Source organism: Pseudonocardia sp. (assembly GCF_025965585.1).
Classification (GTDB): domain Bacteria; phylum Actinomycetota; class Actinomycetes; order Mycobacteriales; family Pseudonocardiaceae; genus Pseudonocardia.
Genome location: NZ_JAOPWR010000446.1, coordinates 1 through 22,598 on the forward strand (window position 1 = coordinate 1; position 22,598 = coordinate 22,598).

At 71.5% G+C, this 22,598-nt stretch carries 23 protein-coding genes; 17 read left to right on the forward strand and 6 right to left on the reverse strand.

Annotated elements, in window-relative coordinates:
• Window positions 1–26: 26 nt before the first annotated feature.
• Complete coding sequence (locus tag JWR81_RS27380; protein ID WP_297659130.1) at window positions 27–1,304, reverse strand: ROK family protein; 1,278 nt, start codon at window positions 1,302–1,304, stop codon at window positions 27–29.
• Window positions 1,305–1,385: 81 nt separating this feature from the next.
• Between JWR81_RS27380 and JWR81_RS27385 the strand changes: the two genes are divergently transcribed.
• The 15 genes from JWR81_RS27385 to JWR81_RS27455 are packed head-to-tail and all read left to right on the forward strand — an operon-like array spanning window position 1,386 to window position 16,139.
• The gene (locus JWR81_RS27385; protein WP_297659132.1) at window positions 1,386–2,252 is read left to right on the forward strand and encodes a sugar phosphate isomerase/epimerase; all 867 of its coding nucleotides are present in this window, start codon (window positions 1,386–1,388) and stop codon (window positions 2,250–2,252) included.
• Window positions 2,249–3,403 carry a substrate-binding domain-containing protein gene (locus JWR81_RS27390; RefSeq protein WP_297659134.1) on the forward strand — a complete coding sequence of 385 codons (1,155 nt, stop codon included), beginning with the start codon at window positions 2,249–2,251 and terminating at the stop codon, window positions 3,401–3,403. The genes JWR81_RS27385 and JWR81_RS27390 overlap by 4 nt, the downstream gene beginning before the upstream one ends.
• A gap of 58 nt (window positions 3,404–3,461) precedes the next feature.
• Window positions 3,462–4,970, forward strand: coding sequence for a sugar ABC transporter ATP-binding protein (locus JWR81_RS27395; protein WP_297659136.1), 1,509 nt, complete (start codon window positions 3,462–3,464; stop codon window positions 4,968–4,970).
• Window positions 4,967–5,977, forward strand: a complete 1,011-nt coding sequence (locus tag JWR81_RS27400) for an ABC transporter permease (protein ID WP_297659138.1) — start codon at window positions 4,967–4,969, stop codon at window positions 5,975–5,977. Before JWR81_RS27395 ends, JWR81_RS27400 begins: the two co-directional genes overlap by 4 nt.
• Window positions 5,978–5,985: 8 nt before the next feature.
• Window positions 5,986–7,029 (forward strand): Gfo/Idh/MocA family oxidoreductase, encoded by a 1,044-nt coding sequence (locus JWR81_RS27405; protein WP_297659140.1) that lies wholly within the window; start codon window positions 5,986–5,988, stop codon window positions 7,027–7,029.
• A complete protein-coding gene (locus tag JWR81_RS27410) occupies window positions 7,026–7,946 on the forward strand; it encodes a sugar phosphate isomerase/epimerase (RefSeq protein WP_297659142.1) in 921 nt (306 codons plus the stop codon). The genes JWR81_RS27405 and JWR81_RS27410 overlap by 4 nt, the downstream gene beginning before the upstream one ends.
• Window positions 7,946–9,355: an extracellular solute-binding protein gene (locus JWR81_RS27415; protein WP_297659144.1), complete on the forward strand. Its 1,410-nt coding sequence runs from the start codon at window positions 7,946–7,948 to the stop codon at window positions 9,353–9,355. Before JWR81_RS27410 ends, JWR81_RS27415 begins: the two co-directional genes overlap by 1 nt.
• A 2-nt stretch (window positions 9,356–9,357) precedes the next feature.
• Window positions 9,358–10,281, forward strand: a complete 924-nt coding sequence (locus JWR81_RS27420) for a carbohydrate ABC transporter permease (protein ID WP_297659146.1) — start codon at window positions 9,358–9,360, stop codon at window positions 10,279–10,281.
• Window positions 10,281–11,123, forward strand: coding sequence for a carbohydrate ABC transporter permease (locus JWR81_RS27425; protein ID WP_297659148.1), 843 nt, complete (start codon window positions 10,281–10,283; stop codon window positions 11,121–11,123). The genes JWR81_RS27420 and JWR81_RS27425 overlap by 1 nt, the downstream gene beginning before the upstream one ends.
• An 8-nt stretch (window positions 11,124–11,131) precedes the next feature.
• A complete protein-coding gene (locus JWR81_RS27430) occupies window positions 11,132–11,977 on the forward strand; it encodes a sugar phosphate isomerase/epimerase (RefSeq protein ID WP_297659150.1) in 846 nt (281 codons plus the stop codon).
• 11 nt (window positions 11,978–11,988) lie between these two features.
• The gene (locus JWR81_RS27435; protein WP_297659152.1) at window positions 11,989–13,140 is read left to right on the forward strand and encodes an agarase; all 1,152 of its coding nucleotides are present in this window, start codon (window positions 11,989–11,991) and stop codon (window positions 13,138–13,140) included.
• 11 nt (window positions 13,141–13,151) lie between these two features.
• A complete protein-coding gene (locus tag JWR81_RS27440; protein WP_297659155.1) occupies window positions 13,152–13,409 on the forward strand; it encodes a hypothetical protein in 258 nt (85 codons plus the stop codon).
• Window positions 13,409–14,500 carry an agarase gene (locus JWR81_RS27445; RefSeq protein ID WP_297659157.1) on the forward strand — a complete coding sequence of 364 codons (1,092 nt, stop codon included), beginning with the start codon at window positions 13,409–13,411 and terminating at the stop codon, window positions 14,498–14,500. Before JWR81_RS27440 ends, JWR81_RS27445 begins: the two co-directional genes overlap by 1 nt.
• A 1-nt stretch (window position 14,501) precedes the next feature.
• A complete protein-coding gene (locus JWR81_RS27450; protein WP_297659159.1) occupies window positions 14,502–15,314 on the forward strand; it encodes a mycofactocin-coupled SDR family oxidoreductase in 813 nt (270 codons plus the stop codon).
• 12 nt (window positions 15,315–15,326) lie between these two features.
• Window positions 15,327–16,139, forward strand: coding sequence for a mycofactocin-coupled SDR family oxidoreductase (locus JWR81_RS27455; protein ID WP_297659161.1), 813 nt, complete (start codon window positions 15,327–15,329; stop codon window positions 16,137–16,139).
• Here the strand turns inward: JWR81_RS27455 and JWR81_RS27460 are convergent.
• Genes JWR81_RS27460 through JWR81_RS27470 form a run of 3 tightly spaced genes read right to left on the reverse strand, consistent with a single transcriptional unit; the run spans window position 16,126 to window position 18,471 of the window.
• A complete protein-coding gene (locus JWR81_RS27460; protein WP_297659163.1) occupies window positions 16,126–16,590 on the reverse strand; it encodes a nuclear transport factor 2 family protein in 465 nt (154 codons plus the stop codon). The genes JWR81_RS27455 and JWR81_RS27460 overlap by 14 nt on opposite strands.
• Window positions 16,587–17,333: an IclR family transcriptional regulator C-terminal domain-containing protein gene (locus JWR81_RS27465; RefSeq protein ID WP_297659165.1), complete on the reverse strand. Its 747-nt coding sequence runs from the start codon at window positions 17,331–17,333 to the stop codon at window positions 16,587–16,589. The genes JWR81_RS27460 and JWR81_RS27465 overlap by 4 nt, the downstream gene beginning before the upstream one ends.
• Window positions 17,334–17,349: 16 nt before the next feature.
• A complete protein-coding gene (locus tag JWR81_RS27470; RefSeq protein ID WP_297659167.1) occupies window positions 17,350–18,471 on the reverse strand; it encodes a lyase family protein in 1,122 nt (373 codons plus the stop codon).
• 77 nt (window positions 18,472–18,548) lie between these two features.
• Here JWR81_RS27470 and JWR81_RS27475 point away from each other — a divergent pair, with 77 nt between their 5' ends.
• Both JWR81_RS27475 and JWR81_RS27480 read left to right on the forward strand, forming a co-directional pair.
• Window positions 18,549–19,298, forward strand: coding sequence for a CoA transferase subunit A (locus JWR81_RS27475; protein ID WP_297659177.1), 750 nt, complete (start codon window positions 18,549–18,551; stop codon window positions 19,296–19,298).
• Window positions 19,295–19,921, forward strand: coding sequence for a CoA transferase subunit B (locus JWR81_RS27480; RefSeq protein WP_297659169.1), 627 nt, complete (start codon window positions 19,295–19,297; stop codon window positions 19,919–19,921). The genes JWR81_RS27475 and JWR81_RS27480 overlap by 4 nt, the downstream gene beginning before the upstream one ends.
• A 148-nt stretch (window positions 19,922–20,069) precedes the next feature.
• Here JWR81_RS27480 and JWR81_RS27485 read toward each other — a convergent pair whose 3' ends face one another.
• Both JWR81_RS27485 and JWR81_RS27490 read right to left on the reverse strand, forming a co-directional pair.
• The gene (locus JWR81_RS27485) at window positions 20,070–21,248 is read right to left on the reverse strand and encodes a cytochrome P450 (protein WP_297659171.1); all 1,179 of its coding nucleotides are present in this window, start codon (window positions 21,246–21,248) and stop codon (window positions 20,070–20,072) included.
• A gap of 38 nt (window positions 21,249–21,286) precedes the next feature.
• Complete coding sequence (locus tag JWR81_RS27490) at window positions 21,287–22,411, reverse strand: FAD-binding oxidoreductase (protein ID WP_297659173.1); 1,125 nt, start codon at window positions 22,409–22,411, stop codon at window positions 21,287–21,289.
• Between the last annotated feature and the right edge of the window lie 187 nt (window positions 22,412–22,598).

Here is a 22,598-nt window from a genome sequence, read left to right on the forward strand (position 1 = left end):
GAGGGCAGTCCGTCAGGAGATGACCGTCAGGAGATGAGCCGGATGGCGTCGGGGCTGCCGATGGGGGTTCCTTCAGCTATCCAGTGTCCCAGGCGTTCGCGGGAGAACAGCTCGTCGACGACCATGAACGCGGCGCCTCGCAGCCCGGATTGCCCGCAGGGCGACGAGCGGACGATCTGCAGGTGTCGAGTGGCCAGCGGCAGCGAGCGACGGTAGATCGCCTGGCGAACCGCGGCCAGCAGCAGGTCACCGGACGCCCCCACACTCCCACCGAGCAGGATCATCGCCGGGTTGAAGAAGTTGACCAGCGCAGCGAGTGTCTCGCCGACCAGCGCGCCGGACCGTTGCAGCAGCTCGACGGCCAGCGGGTCGCCGAACTCGGCGGCCCGGACCACGTCGGGGCCGGTCAAGGTCCCGGCCTCGGCAAGGCGGTCGGCCAGCGCACCGCTGCGCATGTCGCGGGCGGCCGTCGTCGCGTCCCGGGCCAGTGCCCCGCCGCCGGCCAGGGCCTCCAAGCAGCCGGTGTTGCCGCACCGGCAGACCGTCTCTGCCGCTCCGGCCACCGCGCCGCCGAGGGAGATGTGGCCGATGTCGCCTGCACAACCCTGGGCCCCCCGGTGCAGCCGGCCCTGGGATACGAGGCCGGCCCCGATGCCGGTGCCGATCTTCACGAAGATGATGTCCTGGACGTCGCGAGCGACCCCGCTGCGGACCTCGCCCAGCGCCATCATGTTCACGTCGTTGTCGACCCACACGGGTGCGGAGTAGCGGGCTCCGAGCCGGCGCCGGACGGGATGGCCGTCCCAGCCCGGCATGATCGGCGGGGCGACGGGCCGGCCGGACACGAACTCGACCGGACCGGGCAGTCCGATACCCACGCCCCACACCGACGCCGCCGGGCGGGCGACGAGCAGCTCGTCGAACAGGGCTTCCACGCGGGTGAGTGTGGCGTCGGGCCCGGTGGCGATGTCCCAGTCGAGCGCGCGGTGGTCGAGCAGCTCGCCTGCGAGGTCGGTGAGCCCGACGGTCATGCCCCTGGCCCCCAGCTCGGCGACCAGCACGACACCCGCGCCTGCCCGGAACCGCAGTTCGCGCGGCGCGCGACCGCCGGTCGACGGGCCGAGTGCCCCCTCCTCGATCAGGCCGCTGGCCAGCAGATGACCGAGGCGCTGCGTCACGACCGTGCGACCCAGTCCGCTTCGGCGCGCAAGCTCCGGCCTGGTCCGGGCCTCGCCGGAACGCACGAGGTCCAGCACGGTCACGAGGCCGTCGAGCTGGTCCGGGGCGATCTCAGGGTTGGTCACGCTCACAAGTACGAGCATAATCTATTGACTTCTGCTCGACTCAAACATTAACTTGCGCGCAGCGGCCCAAAGGAGGACCACATGAGGCTTGGCTACCACTCGATCACCTGGGGTGGCGTCACCGGCGATGCCACGGGAGTCACGAGCGTCAAGGACCTCATGTACCGGGTCCCCGGCGACATGCGCCGGGCCCTGAGGGAGATCGCGGCCGCGGGCTACGAGGGCGTCGAGATGTTCGACGGCAATGTCGCCGAGTTCGCCGGCTCGCCCGACGAGCTGCACGCGCTCCTGGCCGAGACGGGGTTGTCGCTGGTCGGGGTGTACACCGGGGCGAACTTCGTCTACTCCGAGATCCTGCCCGACGAGCTGCACCGGGTGCGCCGCGCGGCCGCGCTGGCCGCGCAGTTCGGCGCCACGCAGCTCGTGGTCGGCGGGGGCGCACGGCGAGCCGCGGGCACCCCCGAGAGCGACTACGACCGCCTGGGTGAGGCGCTGGACACCGTCACGGCCATCGCCGAGGAGCACGGCCTGTCGGCCTGCTATCACCCGCACCTCACCACGATCGTCGAGAGCCCCGACGAGCTCGAGAAGATCATGTCCCGGTCCCGGATCGGCTTCTGTCCGGACACCGCCCATCTCGCCGCGGGCGGCGGAGACCCCGCCGCCCTGATCCGCCGCTACCCCGACCGGGTCCGGCACGTGCACCTCAAGGACCTGCGCCGCGAGCCGTTCTCCTTCCTACCGCTCGGTGAAGGCGAGATCGACCTCGCCGACGTGCTCGCCGCGGTGGTCGAGACCGGCTACGACGGTTGGTTGGTCGTCGAGCTGGACTCCTATGACGGAGACCCCGCGCAGGCAGCCCGCCTCAGCAAGGCCCATCTCGACCGGCTGCTCGCCTCGGCGACACCGACCTCTCACCCCCGTCACCCCCAGGAGACCCCCCGATGAAGTCACCGGTACGCACGATCGCTGCCGCAGCCTGTCTCACCTTCGCGCTCGCGGCGTGCAGCACAGGCACCGGCACGTCCTCCAGCGCGGACCCCGCGACCTCGGCCAAGGCCGACGCCGCGCTCGCCACGCTGAGCAGCTCCGTGTTGAGCAAGGGCCCGCACGGCGAGACCGCGGCCAACGCGGACTCGATCACCCTCACCCCCGCGGAGCTGGCGCAGGTCAAGGCCAAGAACGCCACCGCCGCGATCGTGCTGCACTACGGCGGCAACGACTGGTCGCAGGCCCAGGTCGAAGGCCTCAAGAGCGAGTTCGCCCAGCTGGGCATCACCGTGCAGGCCGTGACCGACGCGAACTTCAAGCCCGACAAGCAGGTCTCCGACCTGGAGACCGTGATGAGCCGCAAGCCGAACGTCATCGTCTCGATCCCGACCGACCCGGTGGCCACCGCCGCCGAGTACAAGAAGGTCGCCGACGCGGGCACCAAGCTCGTGTTCATGGACAACGTGCCGCAGGGCCTGGTGGCGGGCAAGGACTACACCAGCGTCGTCTCCGCCGACAACTACGCCAACGGCGTCGCCTCGGCGCACCTGATGGCCAAGTCCCTCGGGGGCAAGGGCAAGATCGGTGTGATCTTCCACCAGGCCGACTTCTTCGTCACCAAGCAGCGGTACGACGGCTTCACCTCCACCCTCAAGTCCGACTACCCGGGCATCCAGATCGTCGACGCGAAGGGCATCGCCGGGCCGGACTTCGCCGGTGACGCCCAGGCCGCGGCCAACGCCCTGCTCACCAAGAACCCCGACCTCAACGGCATCTGGGCCGTCTGGGACGTGCCCGCCGAGGGTGTGATGGCCGCGGCCAGGTCCGCCGGGCGCCAGGACCTCGTCATCGCCACCGAGGACCTCGGGAAGAACGTGGCCATCGCGCTGGCCAAGAACGAGCTGGTCAAGGGGCTGGGTGCGCAGCGCCCGTTCGACCAGGGCGTCACCGAGGCCAAGCTGGCCGCGTACGCGCTGCTGGGCAAGCAGGCCCCGGCCTACGTCGCGCTGCAGGCGCTGCCGGTCACTCACGACAACGTTCTGCAGGCCTGGACGCAGGTCTACCACCAGCCGGTCCCGGCCGACCTGCAGCAGTCGTTCGTCAAGTAGGACCCGCCGAGGGCGCCGCGGTCTCCGCGGCGCCCTCCCCGCACAGGAAAGGACGGTCATGAGCGTCGAACCCGCCGTCGAGATGCGCGGCATCGAGAAGTCCTTCAACGGGGTGGCGGTGCTCACCGGCGTCGACTTCGAGCTGCGCCGCGGCGAGGTACACGCGCTGGCCGGCGGCAACGGCGCCGGCAAGTCGACCCTGATGAAGATCCTGCAGGGCGTCCACTCGCTCGACGCCGGCGAGATCCGCATCGACGGGCGCCCGGTCTCGCTGGCGTCGATCCACGACGCCCGCGCTGCCGGCATCGGCATGGTGTTCCAGGAGTTCAGCCTGGTCCCGACGCTGACCGTGGCCCAGAACGTCTTCCTCGGCCGCGAACCGCACGGCCGCGGCGGGCTCCTCGACGACCGGGCCGCGGTGGCCCGGACGCGGGAGATCTTCGCCGAGATGGAGGTGGATCTCGACCCGCGCGCGGAACTCGCGTCGCTGGGCACCGCCTACTGGCAGCTCACCGAGATCGCCAAGGCGCTGGCCCAGGAGGCCACCGTCCTGATCATGGACGAGCCCACCGCGGCGCTGGCGAAGCACGAGACCGACGCGCTGTTCGGTCTGGTCGGCCGGCTCCGCGCCCGCGGCCTGTCGATCATCTACATCTCGCACCGGATGGATGAGATCCACCGGATCTCCGACCGGATCACCGTGCTGCGCGACGGCATGCGGGTGGTCACCGCCCCGCTGTCGGAGCTGACCTCCGAGCAGATCATCGAGCACATCGTCGGGCGCAGGCTCGAGGGCGCGATGCAGTGGCACGAACGCCGTGCGGACCGCTCCGGGGCGCCGCTGCTGGAGGCTCGCAACCTGCGCGCCGGATCGCGGGTGCGGGACGTGTCGTTCCAGCTGTACCCCGGCGAGATCGTCGGGCTGGCCGGCCTGATGGGCAGCGGGCGCACCGAGCTGACCCGGTGCCTGTTCGGCGTCGACCGGGTCGATGGCGGCGAGCTGCTGGTCCGCGGCAAGCCCGTGCAGTTCCGCGGTCCCCGCTCGGCGATAGCAACGAAGATCGCGCTGATCCCGGAGGACCGTCGCGCCCAGGGCCTCGTCCTGGACCACAGCGTGCGCGACAACCTGCTGCTCCCGCAGCTCGCCGGCATGCGGCGCGGACCGTTGCTCGACGACCGGGCCGGCGCCGCGATCGCGGGCGGCCTGATCGACAAGCTGCGGATCAAGCTCGCCTCCGACACCCGGCCGGTCCGGCTGCTCTCCGGCGGCAACCAGCAGAAGGTCGTCATCGCCAAATGGCTCGGCACGGACCCGGACGTCCTGATCATGGACGAGCCGACGGCCGGGGTCGACATCGGCACCAAGACAGAGATCATCGACATGATCCGGGCACTCGCCGACGAGGGAAAGGGTGTGCTGGTCATCTCCTCGGAGATGACCGAGCTGCTCGCCGTCAGCGACCGGATCCTCGTGCTCCGCCACGGCAGCGTCGACCGCGAACTCGACCGCGCGGACATTCCGGACGAGGAAACACTCCAGCTCGCGGTCCAGGGGGTCGCACCATGACAGAACAGAAGAGTGTGAGTCCACACGACTCCGCAGCGAACGGCACGACGGGGGCTGCCCCGGCCGCCGGGATCGGCGCGCTGCTGCGCGCCGTCGACTGGCCGCGCTACGTCATCTACGTCGGGTTCGTCGTCGTCTTCCTGTTGTTCGCGATCCTGCTGGGCGACAGCGGGTTCCTCTCCGGCAACAACCTGCTCAACATCTTCCGGCAGACCGCGACGATCACCGTCATGGCGGTGGCGGTCACCTTCGTGATCGCCGCGGCCGAGATCGACCTGTCGGTCGGCTCGGTCGCCGGGCTCTCCTCGGTGGTCTGCGCCATGGCGATCTCGCAGTTCGGCCTCGTGATCGGCGTGCTCGCCGGCCTCGCGGTCGGCCTGGTCGTCGGCGCGATCAACGGCGGACTGGTCACCTTGCTCAACATCCCGTCGTTCCTGGTCACCCTCGGCATGCTCGGGATCGCGGTCGGCGTCGCGCAGTGGATCACCGCGTCGGCCCCGCAGCCGATCCTGAACGACACGTTCAACTTCGTCTTCGGCGGTGGCAACATCGGGCCGATCCCGGTGCTGCTGCTGTGGACGGCGGTGTTCGTCGCGGTCGGCGCCGTGGTGCTGGGCAAGACCGCCTTCGGGCGCCGCGTGCTCGCCACCGGCGGTAACCGCACGGCCGCCGACTTCAGCGGCATCAACACGGCGAAGATCAAGTTCTACGTGCTGCTCGGCTCCTCGCTCGCCGCGAGCATCGCCGGGATGCTCTACGCCGGACGGCTCGAGTCGGGCCGGTTCCAGTGGGGCTCGGGCGACGAACTGTCGGTCATCGCCGCGGTCATCCTCGGCGGCACCAGCCTGTTCGGCGGCCGCGGCACCGTGGTCGGGACGCTGTTCGGCGCCCTACTCATCGGCCTGATCAACAACGGGCTGATCCTGGCCGGCCTGGATGTCAGCCAGCAGCAGATCGTCCGGGGCGCCATCATCATCCTGGCCGTCGCCCTGGCCCGACGGAAGTAGCTCTGGACATGGCCGACTATCTGCGCGCCGGCATCATCGGCGCAGGCTTCATCGGGGCGGTGCACGCCAACGCGGTGCGCGCCGCCCGGGGAGTGGTGAGCCGCGTCGCCGGCTCCTCCCCCACACGGTCCGCAGAGGCCGCGCACCGGCTCGGAGCCGCCGCACCGGCCGACAGCGCCGAGGCCCTCATCGACAGCGACGACGTCGACGTCGTGCACATCTGCACCCCCAACTCGCTGCACGTGCCGCTGGCCCGCCGCGCGCTGGCCGCCGGCAAGGCCGTGGTGTGCGAGAAGCCGCTGGCGACGACGCTGGCCGACGCCCGGTCGCTCGCCGCGGAGGTCGGGAACGCGACGGCGACCGTGCCGTTCGTCTACCGCTTCTACCCGGCGGTGCGCGAGGCCCGGGCCCGCGTCGCGGGCGGGGACGCTGGGCCGTTGCACCTGCTGCACGGCGCCTACCTGCAGGACTGGCAGGCGGGGGGCGCGGGCGCGGGCTGGCGGGGCGAAGCCGCCGAGGGCGGAGAACACGGGGCGTTCGCCGACATCGGCGTGCACTGGTGCGACCTCGTCGAGTTCGTCAGCGGGCACCGCATCACCCGCCTGCACGCCCGGACGGTCGGCGGCGGCACGAGCACCACCGTCCAGTTCGAGACCGACGGCGGTGCGGCCGGATCGGTGGTCGTCAGCCAGACCGCCGTCGGGCGTCGCAACAGCCTTCGCTTCGCCCTCGACGGCGAGCGAGGCGCGTACGGCTTCGACCAGGAGCGCCCCGAGGATCTCGTGGTCGGTGGGACGGACGGGAACCTGACGGTGCACCGCGGCTCGCCCGCCACCTCGGCCGCCGCGTCCCGCTACTCGCTCCTCCCGCCCGGCCACCCGCAGGGCTACCAGGACTGCTTCAACGCGTTCGTCGCCGACACCTATGCGGCGATCGGCGGCGAGGCCCCCGACGGCCTGCCCACCTTCGCCGACGGCGTCCGGGCGGCCGCCCTGACCGACGCCGTGATCACCAGCTCGACCACACAGACGTGGACGGAGGTCCCCGCATGAAGCTCGGTTTCCTGACCGCCTGCCTGCCGGATCGGTCGCTGGCCGACATCGCCGCCTGGGCGGCGTCGCGGCGCTACGAGGCGCTCGAGGTGGCCGCCTGGCCCGACCTCGGCGACCGCCCCTTCACCGCCACCCACCTGAACGTCGAAGGGTTCGGGGAGAAGGAGGCCGACGAGACGCGCGCGCTGTTCGAGAAGCACGACCTGACACTCAGCTCGCTCGCCTTCTACGACAACAACCTCCACCCCGACGCGGGCACTCGCGAGGCGATCAACGACCACGTCCTCGCCTGCATCGACGCCGCCGCGCTCGTCGGCTGCCCCACCGTCGGCACGTTCATCGGCCGGCACCCGGGGAAGTCGGTCGCCGAGAACCTGCGTGAGGCCGAACAGCTCTTCCCGCGGCTGGTGGACCGCGCCGGGGAGAAGGGCGTCAAGCTCATCATCGAGAACTGCGTGATGGAGGGCTGGCACCCCGACGGCTACCCCGGCAACCTCGCCTACTCCCCCGAGCTGTGGGAGTGGATGTTCTCGCTCGGGCTCTACCTGAACTACGACCCGTCGCACCTGATGTGGATGGGCATCGATCCCGTCGAGGCGCTCAAGCCCTACGTCGACAAGATCCCGCACGCCCAGGCCAAGGACATCCAGCTCTTCCCGGAGAAGCGGAACCACTACGGCTGGCCGGGCAAGACGGTGGTCCGCCAGGATCCGTTCGACGTCGGGTGGTGGCGCTATCGCGTTCCCGGCCGCGGGCAGGTCGACTGGGCCGGCGTGATCGACACGCTCTACGAGGGCGGCTTCGACGGCGTGCTGTCCGTCGAGCACGAGGATCCCGTCTGGGGCGGCACCGAGGACAAGATCCGCACCGGTCTCGAGGTGGCCCACCGCACCCTCCGTCCCCTGATCGTGGCTTGATGGTCCGCCACCGGATCGCCCGAGCGCTCGCGGTGCTCGCCGCGGGCGTGCTGGTCCTCGCCGGATGCGCGGGCGGCGGGAACGGCGGGGGCACCGACCCGGCCAGTCCGAAGCCGGCGCAGCTGCGGATGCTCTACGCCACCGCGGAGGCCGACGCGGCGGCCGTGCAGAAGCTCGTGCCGGCGTTCAAGCAGAGGTTCGGCATCGACCTGCAGATCGACACCCAGCCCTACGACGCCCTGCAGCAGCGCGTGTACGCCGAGATCGCGACGCGCAGCTCGTACTACGACATCATCATCGTCGACACGCCCTGGGCGCCGGCCCTGGTCCGCGCGCTGGAGCCGCTCAGCCCGTACCTGAGGAACCCGGCCGTCAACGACGTCGCGCCCGCCGCGCTCGGCGACATGATCCCCAAGGTCCTCGCCGACACCGCCGTCTACGACGCCGACGACGAGATCCGCCCGTATCCGAACCCCGCGACCGCGTCGGACGTCGCCGCGGTGACGAGCCAGGGCTTCGACATCTACGGCATGCCGCTGCAGGCCAACGCGATGGTCATGGGCTACCGCCAGGACCTGTTCGACGACCCGGCGGAGAAGGCCGCGTTCCAGCAGCGCTTCGGCCGGCCGCTGACGGTGCCGCGCACGTGGGACGAGTACGACCAGGTGGCGCAGTTCTTCACGCGTCCGCAGCAGAAGCTCTACGGCACCACGATGATGGCCGGTGTCGGCGACTGGGCCACCGACGACTTCAAGTCCCTGCTCGCCGGCTTCGGCGGCAACGGGCAGATGATCAACCCGGACCTGTCGCTGGCCTTCACCGGGCCCGCGGGCGAGCAGGCGCTCACGTACTACCACAAGTTGATCACCGAGCAGAAGGTCGTGCCTCCCGGCACCACCGCCGCGTCGTGGGACGAGGCCGCGTCCTCGTTCGACAGCGGCCTGGCCGCGATGACGTTCAACTACCACTCGCTCACGCTCGACCCGGCCGTCGGCGGCTCCATCGGCTACGCGCCGGTGCCCACCGGCAAGGCGCGCGGCCCGCACTTCGGCACCTGGATGCTCGCCCTCAACAAGTACGGGCAGAACAAGGCCTGGGCCTACCGCGCCGTCACGTGGCTGACCGCCGCCGACCAGCAGAAGGCCATGACCGCCGACGGGCTGCACCCCAGCCGCACCTCGGTGTACGCCTCGCTGAAGGGCAACGACTTCTACGACGCGCTGGGTGAGTCGCTCGCCGAGGGCGTCGGACGGCCGCGCCTGACGAACTACACCGAGGTCAGCCGGGCCATCGCCGTGGCCGTCAACACCGCGGCGAGCGGCGAGGCCACCCCACGCCAGGCCCTGGACAGGGCAGGCGACGACGTCAACCGCCTGCTGCGCGCGGCCGGCTACACGCTCCCGGAGTGATCATGACCAGCACCGCGCTCGACCGGCCACGGCGCGCGAGCGCCCCGGGCCGGCCGGCCGGCACCCGGCGCGGCAAGCCCACCCCGTGGCTGCTCATGGCCCCGGCGCTGGTCGTCCTGCTGATCATGACGGTCGCGCCGGCGATCTACCTGCTGCGCGCCAGCTTCCGCGACGAGAACCTGCTCGGCGGCAGCTCCGACTGGGTGGGCCTGCGCAACTACGAGTTCGTGCTCACCGACCCCGCCACGCTGACGAGCCTGCTGCTCACCGTGATGTTCGTGGTGGTCGCCGTCGCGATCGAGCTCGTGCTGGCGCTGGTGCTCGCCATGCCGCTGGCCACCCGGGCGCGGGGCAACACGATCGGCACGGTGTTGCTGCTCGTGCCGTTCGCGATCACCCCGGCGGTGTCCGCGCTGGTCTTCCGGGAGCTGCTCAACCCCAACTACGGCTGGGTCGACCACTATCTGGGCCTGTCCACCGAGTGGCTCGCCCAGCCGGTGACGGCGTGGGTCGCGCTGATCGCGCTGGACGTCTGGTCGTGGACACCGTTCGTGGCGCTGATCCTCATCGCCGGGCGCCAGGCCGTGCCGGTCGAGCCGATCGAGGCCGCCGCGCTGGACGGCGCATCGCCGTGGCAGACCTTCCGCTACGTGGTGCTGCCGCAGCTCCTGCCGTTCGTCGCGATCGCGGTGGTGCTGCGCACCATCCAGGCGTTCAAGACGTTCGACTCGTTCAAGATCCTCACCGGCGGCGGCCCCGGAGCCAGCACCGAGATCATCAACCTGGGCATCCAGCGCATCGCGCTGCAGAGCTTCCGGATCGGGGCCGCGTCGGCCGCCGCGGTGCTGCTGCTCATCGTCCTGTCCCTGCTCGTGCCCGCGATGCTGCGGGTCATCGGGCGCAACGCCCAGCCCGAGGAGCACTGATGGCGGTCCTGTCCAAGTCCGCTCCCCGGCTGGCCGGGCGGACGCTGCTGTGGGTGTGGCTGCTGATCGGCCTCGCGCCGGTGGTGTTCATGGTGGTCACCTCGTTCAAGCCCGAGGAGATCGCGAAGCGGCTGCCGCCCGAGTGGCTGTTCGCGCCGACGCTGCAGCACTATCGCGACGTGCTCACCGGCGCGGCGGGCACGTCCGTCGGGTACGACCGGCTGCTGCTCAACAGCGTGGTGGTGACGGCCGGCTCCACGGTGCTGACGATCCTGATCGCGGTACCCGCGGCGTACGCGCTGGCGATGCGGCACTTCCGGGCTCGCGCGGCGCTGTCGTCGTGGATCCTCTCGACGTACCTGTTCCCGCCGATCGTCGCGGTCATCCCGGTGTTCATCATGGCCGGCTACCTGGGGCTGATCGACACCTACATCGTGCTGATCGTCCCGTACGCGGCGTTCAACCTGCCGATCGCGGTATGGATCCTGCGCAGCTCGATCCTGCAGATCCCTGTGGAGATCACCGAGGCCGCCCAGGTCGACGGCGCCTCGACCGCGACGATCCTGCGGCGCATCGTGTGGCCGCTGCTCGTGCCGGCCGTGGCCACCGTCGCCATCCTCTCGGCGATCCTGTCCTGGAACGAGTTCCTGTTCGCGCTGTCGCTGACGCGCGCGGGCGCCAAGACCGGGCCCGTCGGGATCCAGGAGTTCACCGGGATGTACGGCACCGAATGGGGCAACCTCACCGCCGCGGCGACGGTGATCACCGCCCCGATCCTCGTCCTCACGCTCGTCATGCGCCGGCGCATCGTCGCCGGCCTGACCTTCGGCGCCGTCAAGTAAGGAGAGAAGTGCGCTACACCGCAGAGATCCTGCCGTACCACGACTACCCGCTCGAGGTCGCGATCCACGAGCTCGCCGGGCTCGGGTTCACCGAGGTGAACCTGTGGTCCTCGGCCGCGCCGCTGGCCCACCACGTCAGCCCGGGCGACGACCCGTCCGCGATCCGGGCGGTGCTCAACCGCTACGGCGTCCGCCCCTGCGGCCTGACGATGTACGGCAAGACCCAGGACGAGATGCTCGAGCGCATCGAGTTCGCCCGCGACCTCGGCATCGACACCGTGATCTTCGACTGCGAGGCGAACTACCCGGACTTCGTCGCGAAGTTCCTCCCGCCGCTGGTGGAGGCCGCCGCTCGCAACGGCGTGCGCATCGCGGTGGAGAACCACCTGACCGTGCCGTTCAGCGCCGACTTCGAGTCCGGCCACGGCGAGGAGCAGCGCTGGGACGAGGGTGTCGACACGCTCGCGCAGATCAAGCGCCTGGTGCGCGACATCGACCACCCGAACCTCGGGATCTGCCTCGCCCCGCCGCACCTGTGGGTCGTGCAGGACGGCATCAGCGAGGCCATCACCTGGCTCGCCGAGCGCGACAAGCTCTTCTACTACTACATCTGGGACATCGACCGGGCCTACCGGCACGGCGTCGACGGCCTGAACTTCGGGCCCGGCGAGCAGCAGCTGCCCCGCGTCGGCGGCACCCTCGACCACGCCGTCCCGCTCGGGACGCTCGCCCGCACCGGCTACTCCGGCCCCGCCAGCCTCAAGTGCCACGGCACCGGCGGCTGGCCCCTGCACCACATCACCGACGAACTGGCCAAGGCCGACGCGTACGTGCGTTCGTGCCTGCCGCGCTGAGAGGAAAGACCTTGTCCGAGATCGACAGCTACGGCGGCTCGACCCGCTGGACCTTCGACGCCACGGATGCGTTCCGGCTCGACCGCGACGGCGACCGGTGGTGGCTCGTGGACCCGCTGGGGAACGGCTTCCTGTCCGTCGGCCTGAACCACATCGACGACTCCGACCTCAAGTACCCGCACAACCTCGACATCTGGCAGAAGCGCTACGGGGGCTCGCGGGAGCGCTGGATCTCCGAGGGCGTCGTCACCGACCTGCGCAACTGGGGCTTCAACTCGATCGGCTGGACCCAGCAGTACATCGGCGGCGGCTGGCGCGAGAAGTTCGACTGGTCGCAGATCGTCGTCGTCGAGCACGGGTCGCAGTGGACGGTGGCCGACCTCGAGGCCGGCGGGATGCCCTACATCATCCAGATGCGGCTGGCGGAGAACGAGAACTGGAACGGCCGCCCGTACTACCCGGACGTCTTCGACGCCGACTTCGACGACCACTGTGCCTACCTGGCCCGCAGCATCTGCGTCGACGCCGCGTCGAGCAAGAACCTCATCGGCTACTCGTTCGTCGACGCCCCTCTGTGGTTCCGTCACCCCGCCGGGGCGGACTGGCCCGGCCTGGAGGGCCTCGATGGCGACAAGCGCGACGCGAAGCTCTTCGAGATCGCCTCGAAGTACTACGAGACGATCCACCGCCACATCCGCACCTACGATCCCCACCACCTGATCCTGGGCGACCGCTACAACGGCGACAACGAGCTGCCCGAGGTGGTGCTCGAGGCCGCGAAGCCCTACATCGACGTGCTGTCGGTGCAGTACTACCCGGGCAACGACCAGGCCTCGCGGGAGAAGATGATCACACACGCCCGCGGCCTCCACGAGCGCGTCGGCAAGCCGATCCTCATCCCCGACATCGGCAACTGGACCGCCACCGAGCTCAACCCCCAGCGCACGATGGACGGTGTCCCGGACCAGGCCACCCGGGCCCGGCACTACATCGACACGTTCACCGACCTGGTGCGCGAGCCGTGGCTCCTGGGCTGGCACTGGTGCGGCTACGTCGAGAACCTCTCGCGCGGGTGGGGCATGAAGGACCCGTGGGACCAGCCGTACACCGAATACGTCGATCCGGTCGCAGAGTTCAACCGCCGCGTCTACGACCTGCTGTGAGAGGAGAACCCATGCGCATCGTCGACCAGATCCACCGGGCGACGCCGACTGACGGCGACCAGAACATCGAGTCGGCCAGGACCCCGCTCCGGATGCCGGTGCCGGCCGTGGGCAGCGAGCACTTCATCGGCGCGGACAACGAGCGGCAGATGCGCGAGGTCGCCCAGGACGTGCGCTCGGTGATCCTGCCGTGGGGCCACCAGCTCGCCGAGGAGTCCCCCGACGAGCCGGCCGGGCACTACCTGCGGTTCTTCGGTGGTGAGCTCTGATGCCGTTCGCGATCCGCGACGGGCGGCTCGTCGACCCGGAGGGGAACCCGTTCCTGTCCCTCGCCCTGAACCACGTGGACGAGACCAACCTCAAGTTCCCCCGCAACCTCGACATCTGGCGGGAGCGCTACGGCTCGCGCGAGCGCTGGATCGCCGAGGGAGCGGTCGCCGACCTGCGGAAGTGGTCCTTCAACACCCTGGGCTGGACGCAGGAGTACGTCGCGGGCGGCTGGGGCGAGGCACTGGACTGGTTCGGCGACCCGATCGACCTCAAGCACTCGACCCCGTGGTCGGCGGCGGAGCTGCGCGGAGCGGGCATCCCCTACGTCGCCCAGGTGCCGGTCATGGAGATCGAGGACTGGAACGGCTACCCGGCGTTCCGCACCCTGGACGACGACTTCACCGACTGGTGCGACTACCTCGCGCGCAGCATCGCCGCCGAGCACGCCGACTCGCCCGACCTGCTCGGCTACTTCCTCGTCGACATCCCGGCCTGGCTGCCGCACGCCTCCGGCGCCGACTTCGCCGAGCTGAAGGGCCTCGACCCGGCCGGGCGGGAGAAGCGGCTCTACGACGTGGCGAGCCGCTACTACGAGACGATCGTGACGGCCATCCGCCGCTACGATCCCGACCACCTGATCCTCGGCGACCGGTTCAACGGCAACAAGGGCATCCCCGAGCCGGTGCTGCGGGCGATGGCGCCGTTCGTCGACGTGCTGTCGGTGCAGTACTTCACCGAGCCCACGGACGCCTCGCGCACGCAGCTGCGCGAGGACCTCGCGCGCTGGCGCGAGCAGTGCGGGGGCAAGCCGGTGATCGTCGCCGACGCAGGCAACTGGACGTCGACCCAGCTCAACCCGCACCGGGAGGGACTGCCCGACCACACCGCCCGCGGCGTCGACTACGGCGCCGCCCTGGACGCCGTGCTCGACGAGCCGTGGTTCGCGGGCTGGCACTGGTGCGGCTACGTCGAGAACACCGGCGGCCGCGGCTGGGGCCTGAAGGACCCGTGGGACGAGCCCTACACCGACCTCACCGAGGCCGTCGCCGAGCACAACCGCCGCGCACAGGCGCGGTACGGGAAGGACTGACATGGGACAGCTGGACGGCAAGGTCGCGGTCATCACCGGCGGCGGCCGCGGGCAGGGGCGGTCGCACGCGATCCGCCTCGCCGAGGAGGGCGCCGACATCGTCATCGGCGACATCACGCAGCAGGTGGCCTCGGTCCCGTTCCCGACGGGGCAGCCGGGCGACATGGCGGAGACCGTCGCCGCGGTGGAGAAGCTCGACCGCCGCTGCATCGCGGTCGAGGCCGACGTGCGCAGCAGCGCCGACATGAACCGCCTCGCCGACACCGCGATGAGCGAGTTCGGCCGCATCGACATCCACCTGGCCAACGCGGGGATCCTGAGCCTGTCGGACAACACCTGGGAGCTCACCGACGAGGCCTGGGACGACATGATCGACATCAACCTGACGGGCGTGTTCAAGTCCTGCCGCGCCGTCGTCCCGCACATCCGCGCGGGCGGCAACGGGGGCACGATCCTCATCACGTCGTCGATCGCGGGGCTGCGCGCCGTCGCGGGCTGCACGCACTACACCGCGGCCAAGCACGGCATCGTCGGCCTGATGCGCACACTCGCCCGCGAGCTGGCGCCGGAGTCGATCCGGGTCAACACGATCCACCCGACGGGCGTCGCGTCACCGATGTCGAACAACGACTACTTCCCGCAGTGGCTCACCGAGCACGAGGAGCTGGGCAACGCCATGCGCTTCAACCTCATGCCGGTGGACGCGCTGCCCGAGCGCGACGTGTCCGACGTCGTCGCGTTCCTCTGCTCCGACGCGGGCAGGTGGATCACCGGCACTACGGTGCCGATCGACGCCGGCTTCATGCTCAAGTAGGAGAGGACCGACATGGGACGCATGGACGGCAGGGTTGCCGTGATCACCGGCGGCGGGCGCGGGCAGGGCCGCTCGCACGCCGTCACACTCGCGAGCGAGGGCGCCGACGTCGTCATCCTCGACGCGCCCGGCGACATCGCCACCATCGACTACGCGATGAGCACCGCCGACGACATGGCCGAGACCGTGGCGCTGGTGGAGAAGCACGACCGGCGCTGCCTGGCCATCGAGGCCGACATCCGCGACACCGCCGCGGTGAACGCCGCCGCCGAGCAGACGATGGCCGAGTTCGGCCGCGTGGACGCGCTGATCTCCAACGCGGGCGTCATGGGCGCGGCGGACAGCACCTGGGAGCTGACCGACGAGCAGTGGCAGGACATGCTCGACGTCAACGTCACCGGCGGGTGGAAGGTGTGCCGGGCGTTCATCCCGCACATGATCGCCGGGAAGCGCGGCGGGGCGATCACGCTCACCGGCTCCACCGGTGGGCTGCGCTCGGTGGCCGGCTGCACCCACTACAACGTGGCCAAGCACGGGCTCATCGCGCTCATGCGCACGCTCGCGTGGGAGCTGGCGCCGGAGATGATCCGGGTCAACGTCGTGCACCCGACAGGCGTGAACACCGACATGTCCAACAACCCGTGGTTCGTCGAGTGGATGGGCACCCACGAGCGGCTCACCGGCCCGATGCGCGGCAACCTCATGCCCGTGGACGTCGTGCAGCCCGAGGACGTGTCGAAGATGATCGCGTTCCTCGTCAGCGACGACGCCCGCTACGTCACCGGCACGGAGGTGCGGGTGGACGCGGGCTTCATGCTGAAGTAGCCCCTTCTCGGACGGCGCGGTGCTCCTCGGCGCCGGGCGCGGAGTAGCCGCGCTCGGCGTAGGGGAAGCCGTCGAGCTCCGTGGTGGCCGGGTGCTGCCGGTAGTACGAACGGATCTCGGTGATCAGCCCCTCGGGCGAGAACGTGAACCACTCGGCGCCGCGCGTGGCCACCCGGTCCTCGGTGCCCTGCGGGCGCCAGAACATCGTCCACTCGATCACCGCCTCGGCCTCCGCCGCCAGGCAGTGGTCGACCACCCAGCGCGCCTCGATCATGCCCGCGACCTTGCGCCAGTAGCGGGCCAGGTGCTCGCCGCCGCGGACCGGCGCGGAGCCGGGGTTGGGGGCGAGGAACCAGTGGACGACGTCGGCGTCGAGCGTGCTGACCATGAGGTCGACGTCGCCGCTCGAGCAGCCGTCGTAGTAGCGCGTGATCGTCTCCAGCGGCGTCATGGGGACAGTGTCCGCCTCAGATCGAGCTCGATCGCGGCGGCGCACGCCCGCAGTTCCAGGAGCACGTCGCGCACGAGGTCGGCCGAGCCCGCCCGGGTACCCACGTTCGCCGCGGCCACCACCGTGCCGGCCGCGTCGCGCACCGGGACGGCGATCGAGCGCACACCCAGCTCCAACTCCTCGTCGACGACGCAGAAGCCGGCCGCCGCGACGGCGTCCAGCTCACGGTCGAGCACGGCGGGGTCGGTCACGGTGCGGTCGGTCAGGGGGCGCAGGACGATCGGCTCCCGCGGCGACTGCGCGGCCAGCAGTACCCGCCCCATGGATGTCGCGTACGCGGGGAAGCGGGTGCCGATCGTGATGGCGAGGGTCATGATCCGCGACGTCGGGACGCGGGCGACGTAGACGACGTCGGGGCCGTCGAGCACCGACACCGACGCAGACTCGTGCACTCGCTCCACCAGCGCCTCCAGGTGGGGCGCGGCGATCTCGGGCAGCGACAGGCTCGACAGGTAGGCGAAGCCCAGCTCCAGGACCCGCGGGGTGAGGGAGAACAGCCGCCCGTCGGTGCGGACGTAGCCCAGCTCGACGAGCGTGATCAGGAACCGGCGGGCAGCGGCGCGCGTGAGGTCGGTGCGGCGGGCCACATCGCTGAGCGTCAGGGCGGGCGCGTCGGCGTCGAAGGCGCGGATGACGGCCAGCCCCCGCGCGAGCGACCGCACGTGCTCGCTCACGGGGCCCACCGCCGTCCCCGGGTCGTCACGGGCGCTCTGCCAGGAGCCGGTCGACCAGGTCACCGGCGTGGCCCGCGTCGCTGTCCGCGCTGCTCATCGCCAGGTTCGCCGCCATCCGGTCGGGGTGGGCGGCGAGACCCTCGAGCGACGTCCGCAGGCGGGAGGCGGCGCCGCCGGCGGCGCGCAGCAGGTCGTCGAGGGTCTGCCACTCGGCGTGCCATGCGCCGGCCGCGCGCTGGTGCTCGTGATCGGCGGCGGCGAGCAGCACGGCGGCCAGTCCGGGGGCGCGGCGGGCGGCGGCCCGTGCCGTGACGGCGGCGATGGGGTTGCGCTTGTGCGGCATCGACGACGAGTCGCCGGGCGCGGCCTCCGACACCTCCCCCAGCTCGGTGCCCGCCAGCAGCACGACGTCGGTGGCGGGCTTGGCGCACGCCCCCGCGGCCACGGCCAGTGCCGAGGCCAGCTCCCCGACCCGGGTGCGCTCGGTGTGCCACGGCGCGGCATCGGCCAGGCGCAGGTCGCGGGCGAGCGACGCCGCGACGGCCGGCCCGTGCGGGTGCAGGGCGGCCAGGGTGCCGGCCGCTCCCCCGAGCTGGACGGGCAGCGCGGCCAGCACCCGCGCGAGTGCCGTCCGGGCACGGTCGAGCCCGGTGCACCAGCCCGCCGCGACCAGCCCGAACGTCGTCGGCAGCGCCTGCTGTCCCAGGGTGCGGGCGATCATCGGGGTGTCGCGGTGGGCGGCGGCGAGACCGGCGGCGGCGTCTGCGGCGCCGCGCAGGTCGTCGAGCAGCACCTCCCCGGCCCATCCGACGAGCAGCGCTGCCGCGGTGTCCATCACGTCCTGGCTGGTGGCGCCCGGGTGCACCGACGATCCGGCGTCGCCGGCCGCCTCGCGCAGCAGCCGCACCAGCGGGATCACCGGGTTGCCGCCCTCCACGGCGGCCCGGCCAAGCGCGGCCACGTCGACGTCGAGCTTCGTGGCCGCGATCGCGATCGCCTCGGCGTGCACCGCTGGGATCACGCCGTGCTCGGCCGCGGCCTGCGCGAGCGTCACCTCGACGGCCACGAGCGCCGCCACCCAGGACGCGTCGTCGAGCCGGGCCGCGACGCGGTCGGCACCGAACAGGGGGTCGAAGAGCGCGCTCATGGTGGCGGACCCTACACCTGTGTTCGCTCTGCGAACAATTGTGCGGAGAGCGCACGAGATCATAGGGTCGGAGCGTGATGGACAAGGTGGTCGCGACCGCGGCCGAAGCGGTGGCCGACATCGCGGACGGGTCCTCGCTCGCCGTCGGCGGGTTCGGGATGGCCGGTGTGCCCGCGGTGCTGATCGCGGCGTTGATCGAGCAGGGGGCCACCGATCTCGAGACGGTGAGCAACAACCTCGGCATCGACGGCTACGGCCTGGGCAACCTGCTCGCGGCGGGGCGGATCCGGCGCACGATCGGCTCGTACGTGGGCAACAACAAGGAGTTCGCGCGCCAGTACCTGGCCGGCGAGCTGGAGCTGGAGCTCACCCCGCAGGGCACGCTCGCCGAGCGGCTGCGCGCAGGTGGCGCGGGGATCCCGGCGTTCTTCACACCCGCCGGCGTCGGCACGATGGTGGCCGACGGCGGGCTGCCCTGGCGCTACCACGCCGACGGCTCCGTGGCCGTGGAGTCACCGAAGAAGGAGACCCGCGAGTTCGACGGCACCACGTACGTCATGGAGCGGGCCATCGTCACCGACTTCGCGCTCGTGCACGCCTGGAAGGGCGACCGGCACGGCAACCTCGTCTACCGCCGCAGCTCGCGGAACTTCAACCCCAACTGCGCCGCCGCCGGTCGCATCACGATCGCGCAGGTGGAGCAGCTCGTCGAGCCCGGCGAGATCGACCCCGACGCCGTGCACACACCTGGCATCCACGTGCAGCGCGTGGTGCCCGTGCCGGGTGTCGAGAAGCCCGTGGAGATCAGGACGGTGCGTTCCTCATGAGTCTGACCCGCGACGAGCTGGCCGCCCGCGTGGCCGCCGAGCTCCCCGACGGCTCCTACGTCAACCTCGGCATCGGCATGCCCACGCTGGTGCCCGGCCACATCCCGGCCGACCGCTGGGTGGTGCTGCACTCCGAGAACGGCATCCTCGGCGTCGGCCCGTACCCGACGGAGGACGAGGTCGATCCCGACCTCATCAACGCCGGCAAGGAGACCGTCACGACGCTGCCCGGCGCGAGCTACTTCGACTCCGCCGCGAGCTTCGGGATGATCCGCGGCGGGCACGTGGACGTCGCGGTGCTCGGCGCCATGCAGGTCGACGTGCGCGGCGACCTCGCCAACTGGGCCGTCCCCGGCAAGATGATCAAGGGGATGGGCGGGGCGATGGATCTCGTACACGGCGCCGAGCGCGTGATCGTGATGATGGAGCACACCGCGCGCGACGGCTCGCCGAAGATCGTCGAGGAGTGCACGCTCCCGCTCACCGGCGCCGCGTGCGTCGACCGGATCGTCACCGACCTCGCCGCGATCGACGTGACCGACGACGGCCTGGTGCTGGTGGAGACCGCGCCGGGCGTCACGGAGGACGAGGTTCGCGCCGCGACGGGCGCCGCGCTGCACTGAGCCCAGCGGCGCCGACGCGGTCGCCCGCACGCGGCGAGCGCACCCCGGGCGTGGTCCACGCCGGGGTGGACCACGCTGAGGTCGCGCCCGGCGGCGGGTCGACTCCGTCGAGGCGTACGCCGTGCACCCGGGGTCGTGGCCGGGGGCGTCAGCCGAACGTCACCGGCAGCGTCTTCAGGCCGCGGATCAGGGTGCTGCGGCGGTAGGTGAGGTCCACCGGGTCCACCGCGAGGGCGATGTCCGGGCGCCGGGCCAGCAGCAGCCCGATGGCCTCCTGCCCTTCGATGCGGGCCAGCTGGGCGCCGAGGCAGTGGTGCAGGCCGTGTCCGAACGCCACGTGCCCCGAGGCGTCGCGGTCGACCTTCAGCTCCTCCGGATCGTCGAACCGGCCCGCGTCGCGGTTGGCCGCCGCCAGGGAGAGGATGACCACCGCGCCGGCGGGGATCGTGACACCCGAGTACTCGACGTCCTCGGCGGCGAACCGCACCGGCGTGCTGTGGATCGGGGAGTCCCAGCGCAGGAACTCCTCCACCGCCGACGCCATCAGCTCCGGGCGCTCCCGTACGAGAGCGAGCTGCTCGGGGTGGGTGAGCAGCGCCAGCACGCCGTTGCCGATGAGGTTGACGGTGGTCTCGTGGCCGGCGATGAGCAGCAGCATCGCCATCGCGACGAGCTCGGCCTGCGAGAGCCGGTCGCCGCCGTCGGCCTCCTGGATCAAGGCGCTGATGAGGGCGTCGTCGGGGTTCTCGCGCTTGGCGTCGATCAGCTGCGACAGGTAGCCGTGGAGCTTGCCCGCCGCCTCCATCGCCTGGTCACGCGTGGACTCGTCGACCATGGTGTTCGACCACGCGGCGAAGTCGTCGCGGTCCTCGGGCGGCACGCCCAGCAGCTCGCAGATCACGTAGACCGGCAGCAGGAACGCATAGTCGGCCATCAGGTCGACCTTGCCCGTGGCGGGCAGCTCGTCGAGCAGCTGCGTCGCGAACGCCTCCACCCGCGGGCGCAGCTCCTCCATGCGGCGCAGCGTGAACGACCGCGAGACCAGCTTGCGCAGCCGGGTGTGCCCGGGCGGATCCATGAGCAGCATCATCGGCAGCGGCTGGTCGGGGGCCTCGGCGCGCTGCTCGGGTGGGAGCGTCCAGCGCCAGTCCTTGCTCAGCCGGGCGTCGGTGAGCGCGGCACGCACGTCGGCGTGGCGGAACATCATCCACACCGGGCCGTCGGGCAGGTCGACCCTGCGGACCGGCTCGTCGGCCCGTGCGGCGTCGTAGGCCGGGTAGGGGTCGTTCCAGAAGCTGCCGTCGAACAGATCCAGGGTGGCGGTCACCGTTCTCCTTCGTGCGGGTCGCGGATGTAAGCGCGAGCTTACAGGCGCGTGGGGGCGAGCGTCGCCGCGTCGACGGCGATGTCCGCGGGCACCGGTTCCCCGGTGAGAACCGCCGCGGCCAGCGCCGACAGCGCGGGTGCCGTCTCGATGCCCGAACCGCCCTGACCGGCGACGAAGGCGAACCCGGGATGCTCGGGCCACTCCCCCACCACCGGACGGCGGTCGGGCACGAACGAGCGCAGCCCCGCCCAGCTCGTGCGCACCGACCGCAGCCCCAGCTTCGTCACGGCCTCGACGCGCTCCAGCCCGAGCGCGACGTCGAGCTCGTCGGGACGCGCGTCGCCGGGCTCGACGGGGGTCTCGTCGCCCGGGGAGAGCAGGAGGTCGTCGGCCTCGGCCTTGAAGTAGAAGGTGTCGGACGCCTCGCACACCATCGGCGACCGGACCGGCCCGCGCAGCCGTGCCGGGTCGGGTACCCGCGCCATCGCGATCGTGCGCCGGTGCGGGACGAGCCCGATCCGCGGCACCGCCGCCATCCCCGCGACGACGTCGGCCCACGCCCCCGCCGCGTCGACGACGAGCGCGGTGTCGACCGTCTCGCCCCCCGCCTCGACCCGCCAGCCGTCACCGCGCCGCGTGACGGACGTGGTCGGCGCGCTGGTGCGCACCGTGCCGCCGCGGGCGCGCAGGCCACGGACGTAGGCCTGGTGCAGCGCGTCGGTGTCGACGTCGGCGGCGCTCTCCGTGGACGCCGCGGCCCGGACCGCGCCCGGCGCGATCGCGCGGCAGCGGCGCTCGGCCTCCTCCGCGCTGATCTGCACGGGCGCGAACGGCTCCCCCGCGCGCTCGGCGAGCATCGCGGCCAGCGACCGCTCGCCCGCGTCGTCGACAGCCACCCACAGCACCTCGCGGGGCAGCAGCAGCGGTGGTGCGTCGAGCTCCTCGGCCAGGGCCGCGAACCGGGGCCCGCTCGCCACGATCAGCGCGCGCATCACGTCGGTGCCGTGGCCGGGGATGTAGGTGGCGGCCGACCGCGCCGTCGAGTGTCTGGCCAGCTCGGGCTCGGACTCCAGCAACAGCACCGAGCGCGACGCGGCCAGCTCACGCGCCACCGACGCACCGGCGATGCCGCCACCGATCACCACGACGTCAGGGGAGTTCACGGGCCGACGGTAATTGCCTGGCGCGCCCGCGGCGAGACCGCCTACATTTCCTCACATGTTCTTCCTGTGACAGGTCCGGGCGATCCGCCCGCCGCCCCTTCCGCCTCCCACGCGGAAGCCGTCCTGCGGCTGCGCCACCGCCGCGCCGCCGATCGCCACTCCCGTCACAGGAGGCGCTCATGCCTGC

Coding starts and splice junctions, on each gene's coding strand:
- JWR81_RS27385 (WP_297659132.1), top strand. CDS start 1,386: ATGAGGCTTGGCTACCACTCGATCACCTGGGGTGGCGTCACCGGCGAT.
- JWR81_RS27390 (WP_297659134.1), top strand. CDS start 2,249: ATGAAGTCACCGGTACGCACGATCGCTGCCGCAGCCTGTCTCACCTTC.
- JWR81_RS27395 (WP_297659136.1), top strand. CDS start 3,462: ATGAGCGTCGAACCCGCCGTCGAGATGCGCGGCATCGAGAAGTCCTTC.
- JWR81_RS27400 (WP_297659138.1), top strand. CDS start 4,967: ATGACAGAACAGAAGAGTGTGAGTCCACACGACTCCGCAGCGAACGGC.
- JWR81_RS27405 (WP_297659140.1), top strand. CDS start 5,986: ATGGCCGACTATCTGCGCGCCGGCATCATCGGCGCAGGCTTCATCGGG.
- JWR81_RS27410 (WP_297659142.1), top strand. CDS start 7,026: ATGAAGCTCGGTTTCCTGACCGCCTGCCTGCCGGATCGGTCGCTGGCC.
- JWR81_RS27415 (WP_297659144.1), top strand. CDS start 7,946: ATGGTCCGCCACCGGATCGCCCGAGCGCTCGCGGTGCTCGCCGCGGGC.
- JWR81_RS27420 (WP_297659146.1), top strand. CDS start 9,358: ATGACCAGCACCGCGCTCGACCGGCCACGGCGCGCGAGCGCCCCGGGC.
- JWR81_RS27425 (WP_297659148.1), top strand. CDS start 10,281: ATGGCGGTCCTGTCCAAGTCCGCTCCCCGGCTGGCCGGGCGGACGCTG.
- JWR81_RS27440 (WP_297659155.1), top strand. CDS start 13,152: ATGCGCATCGTCGACCAGATCCACCGGGCGACGCCGACTGACGGCGAC.
- JWR81_RS27445 (WP_297659157.1), top strand. CDS start 13,409: ATGCCGTTCGCGATCCGCGACGGGCGGCTCGTCGACCCGGAGGGGAAC.
- JWR81_RS27450 (WP_297659159.1), top strand. CDS start 14,502: ATGGGACAGCTGGACGGCAAGGTCGCGGTCATCACCGGCGGCGGCCGC.
- JWR81_RS27455 (WP_297659161.1), top strand. CDS start 15,327: ATGGGACGCATGGACGGCAGGGTTGCCGTGATCACCGGCGGCGGGCGC.
- JWR81_RS27460 (WP_297659163.1), bottom strand. CDS start 16,590: ATGACGCCGCTGGAGACGATCACGCGCTACTACGACGGCTGCTCGAGC.
- JWR81_RS27470 (WP_297659167.1), bottom strand. CDS start 18,471: ATGAGCGCGCTCTTCGACCCCCTGTTCGGTGCCGACCGCGTCGCGGCC.
- JWR81_RS27475 (WP_297659177.1), top strand. CDS start 18,549: ATGGACAAGGTGGTCGCGACCGCGGCCGAAGCGGTGGCCGACATCGCG.
- JWR81_RS27480 (WP_297659169.1), top strand. CDS start 19,295: ATGAGTCTGACCCGCGACGAGCTGGCCGCCCGCGTGGCCGCCGAGCTC.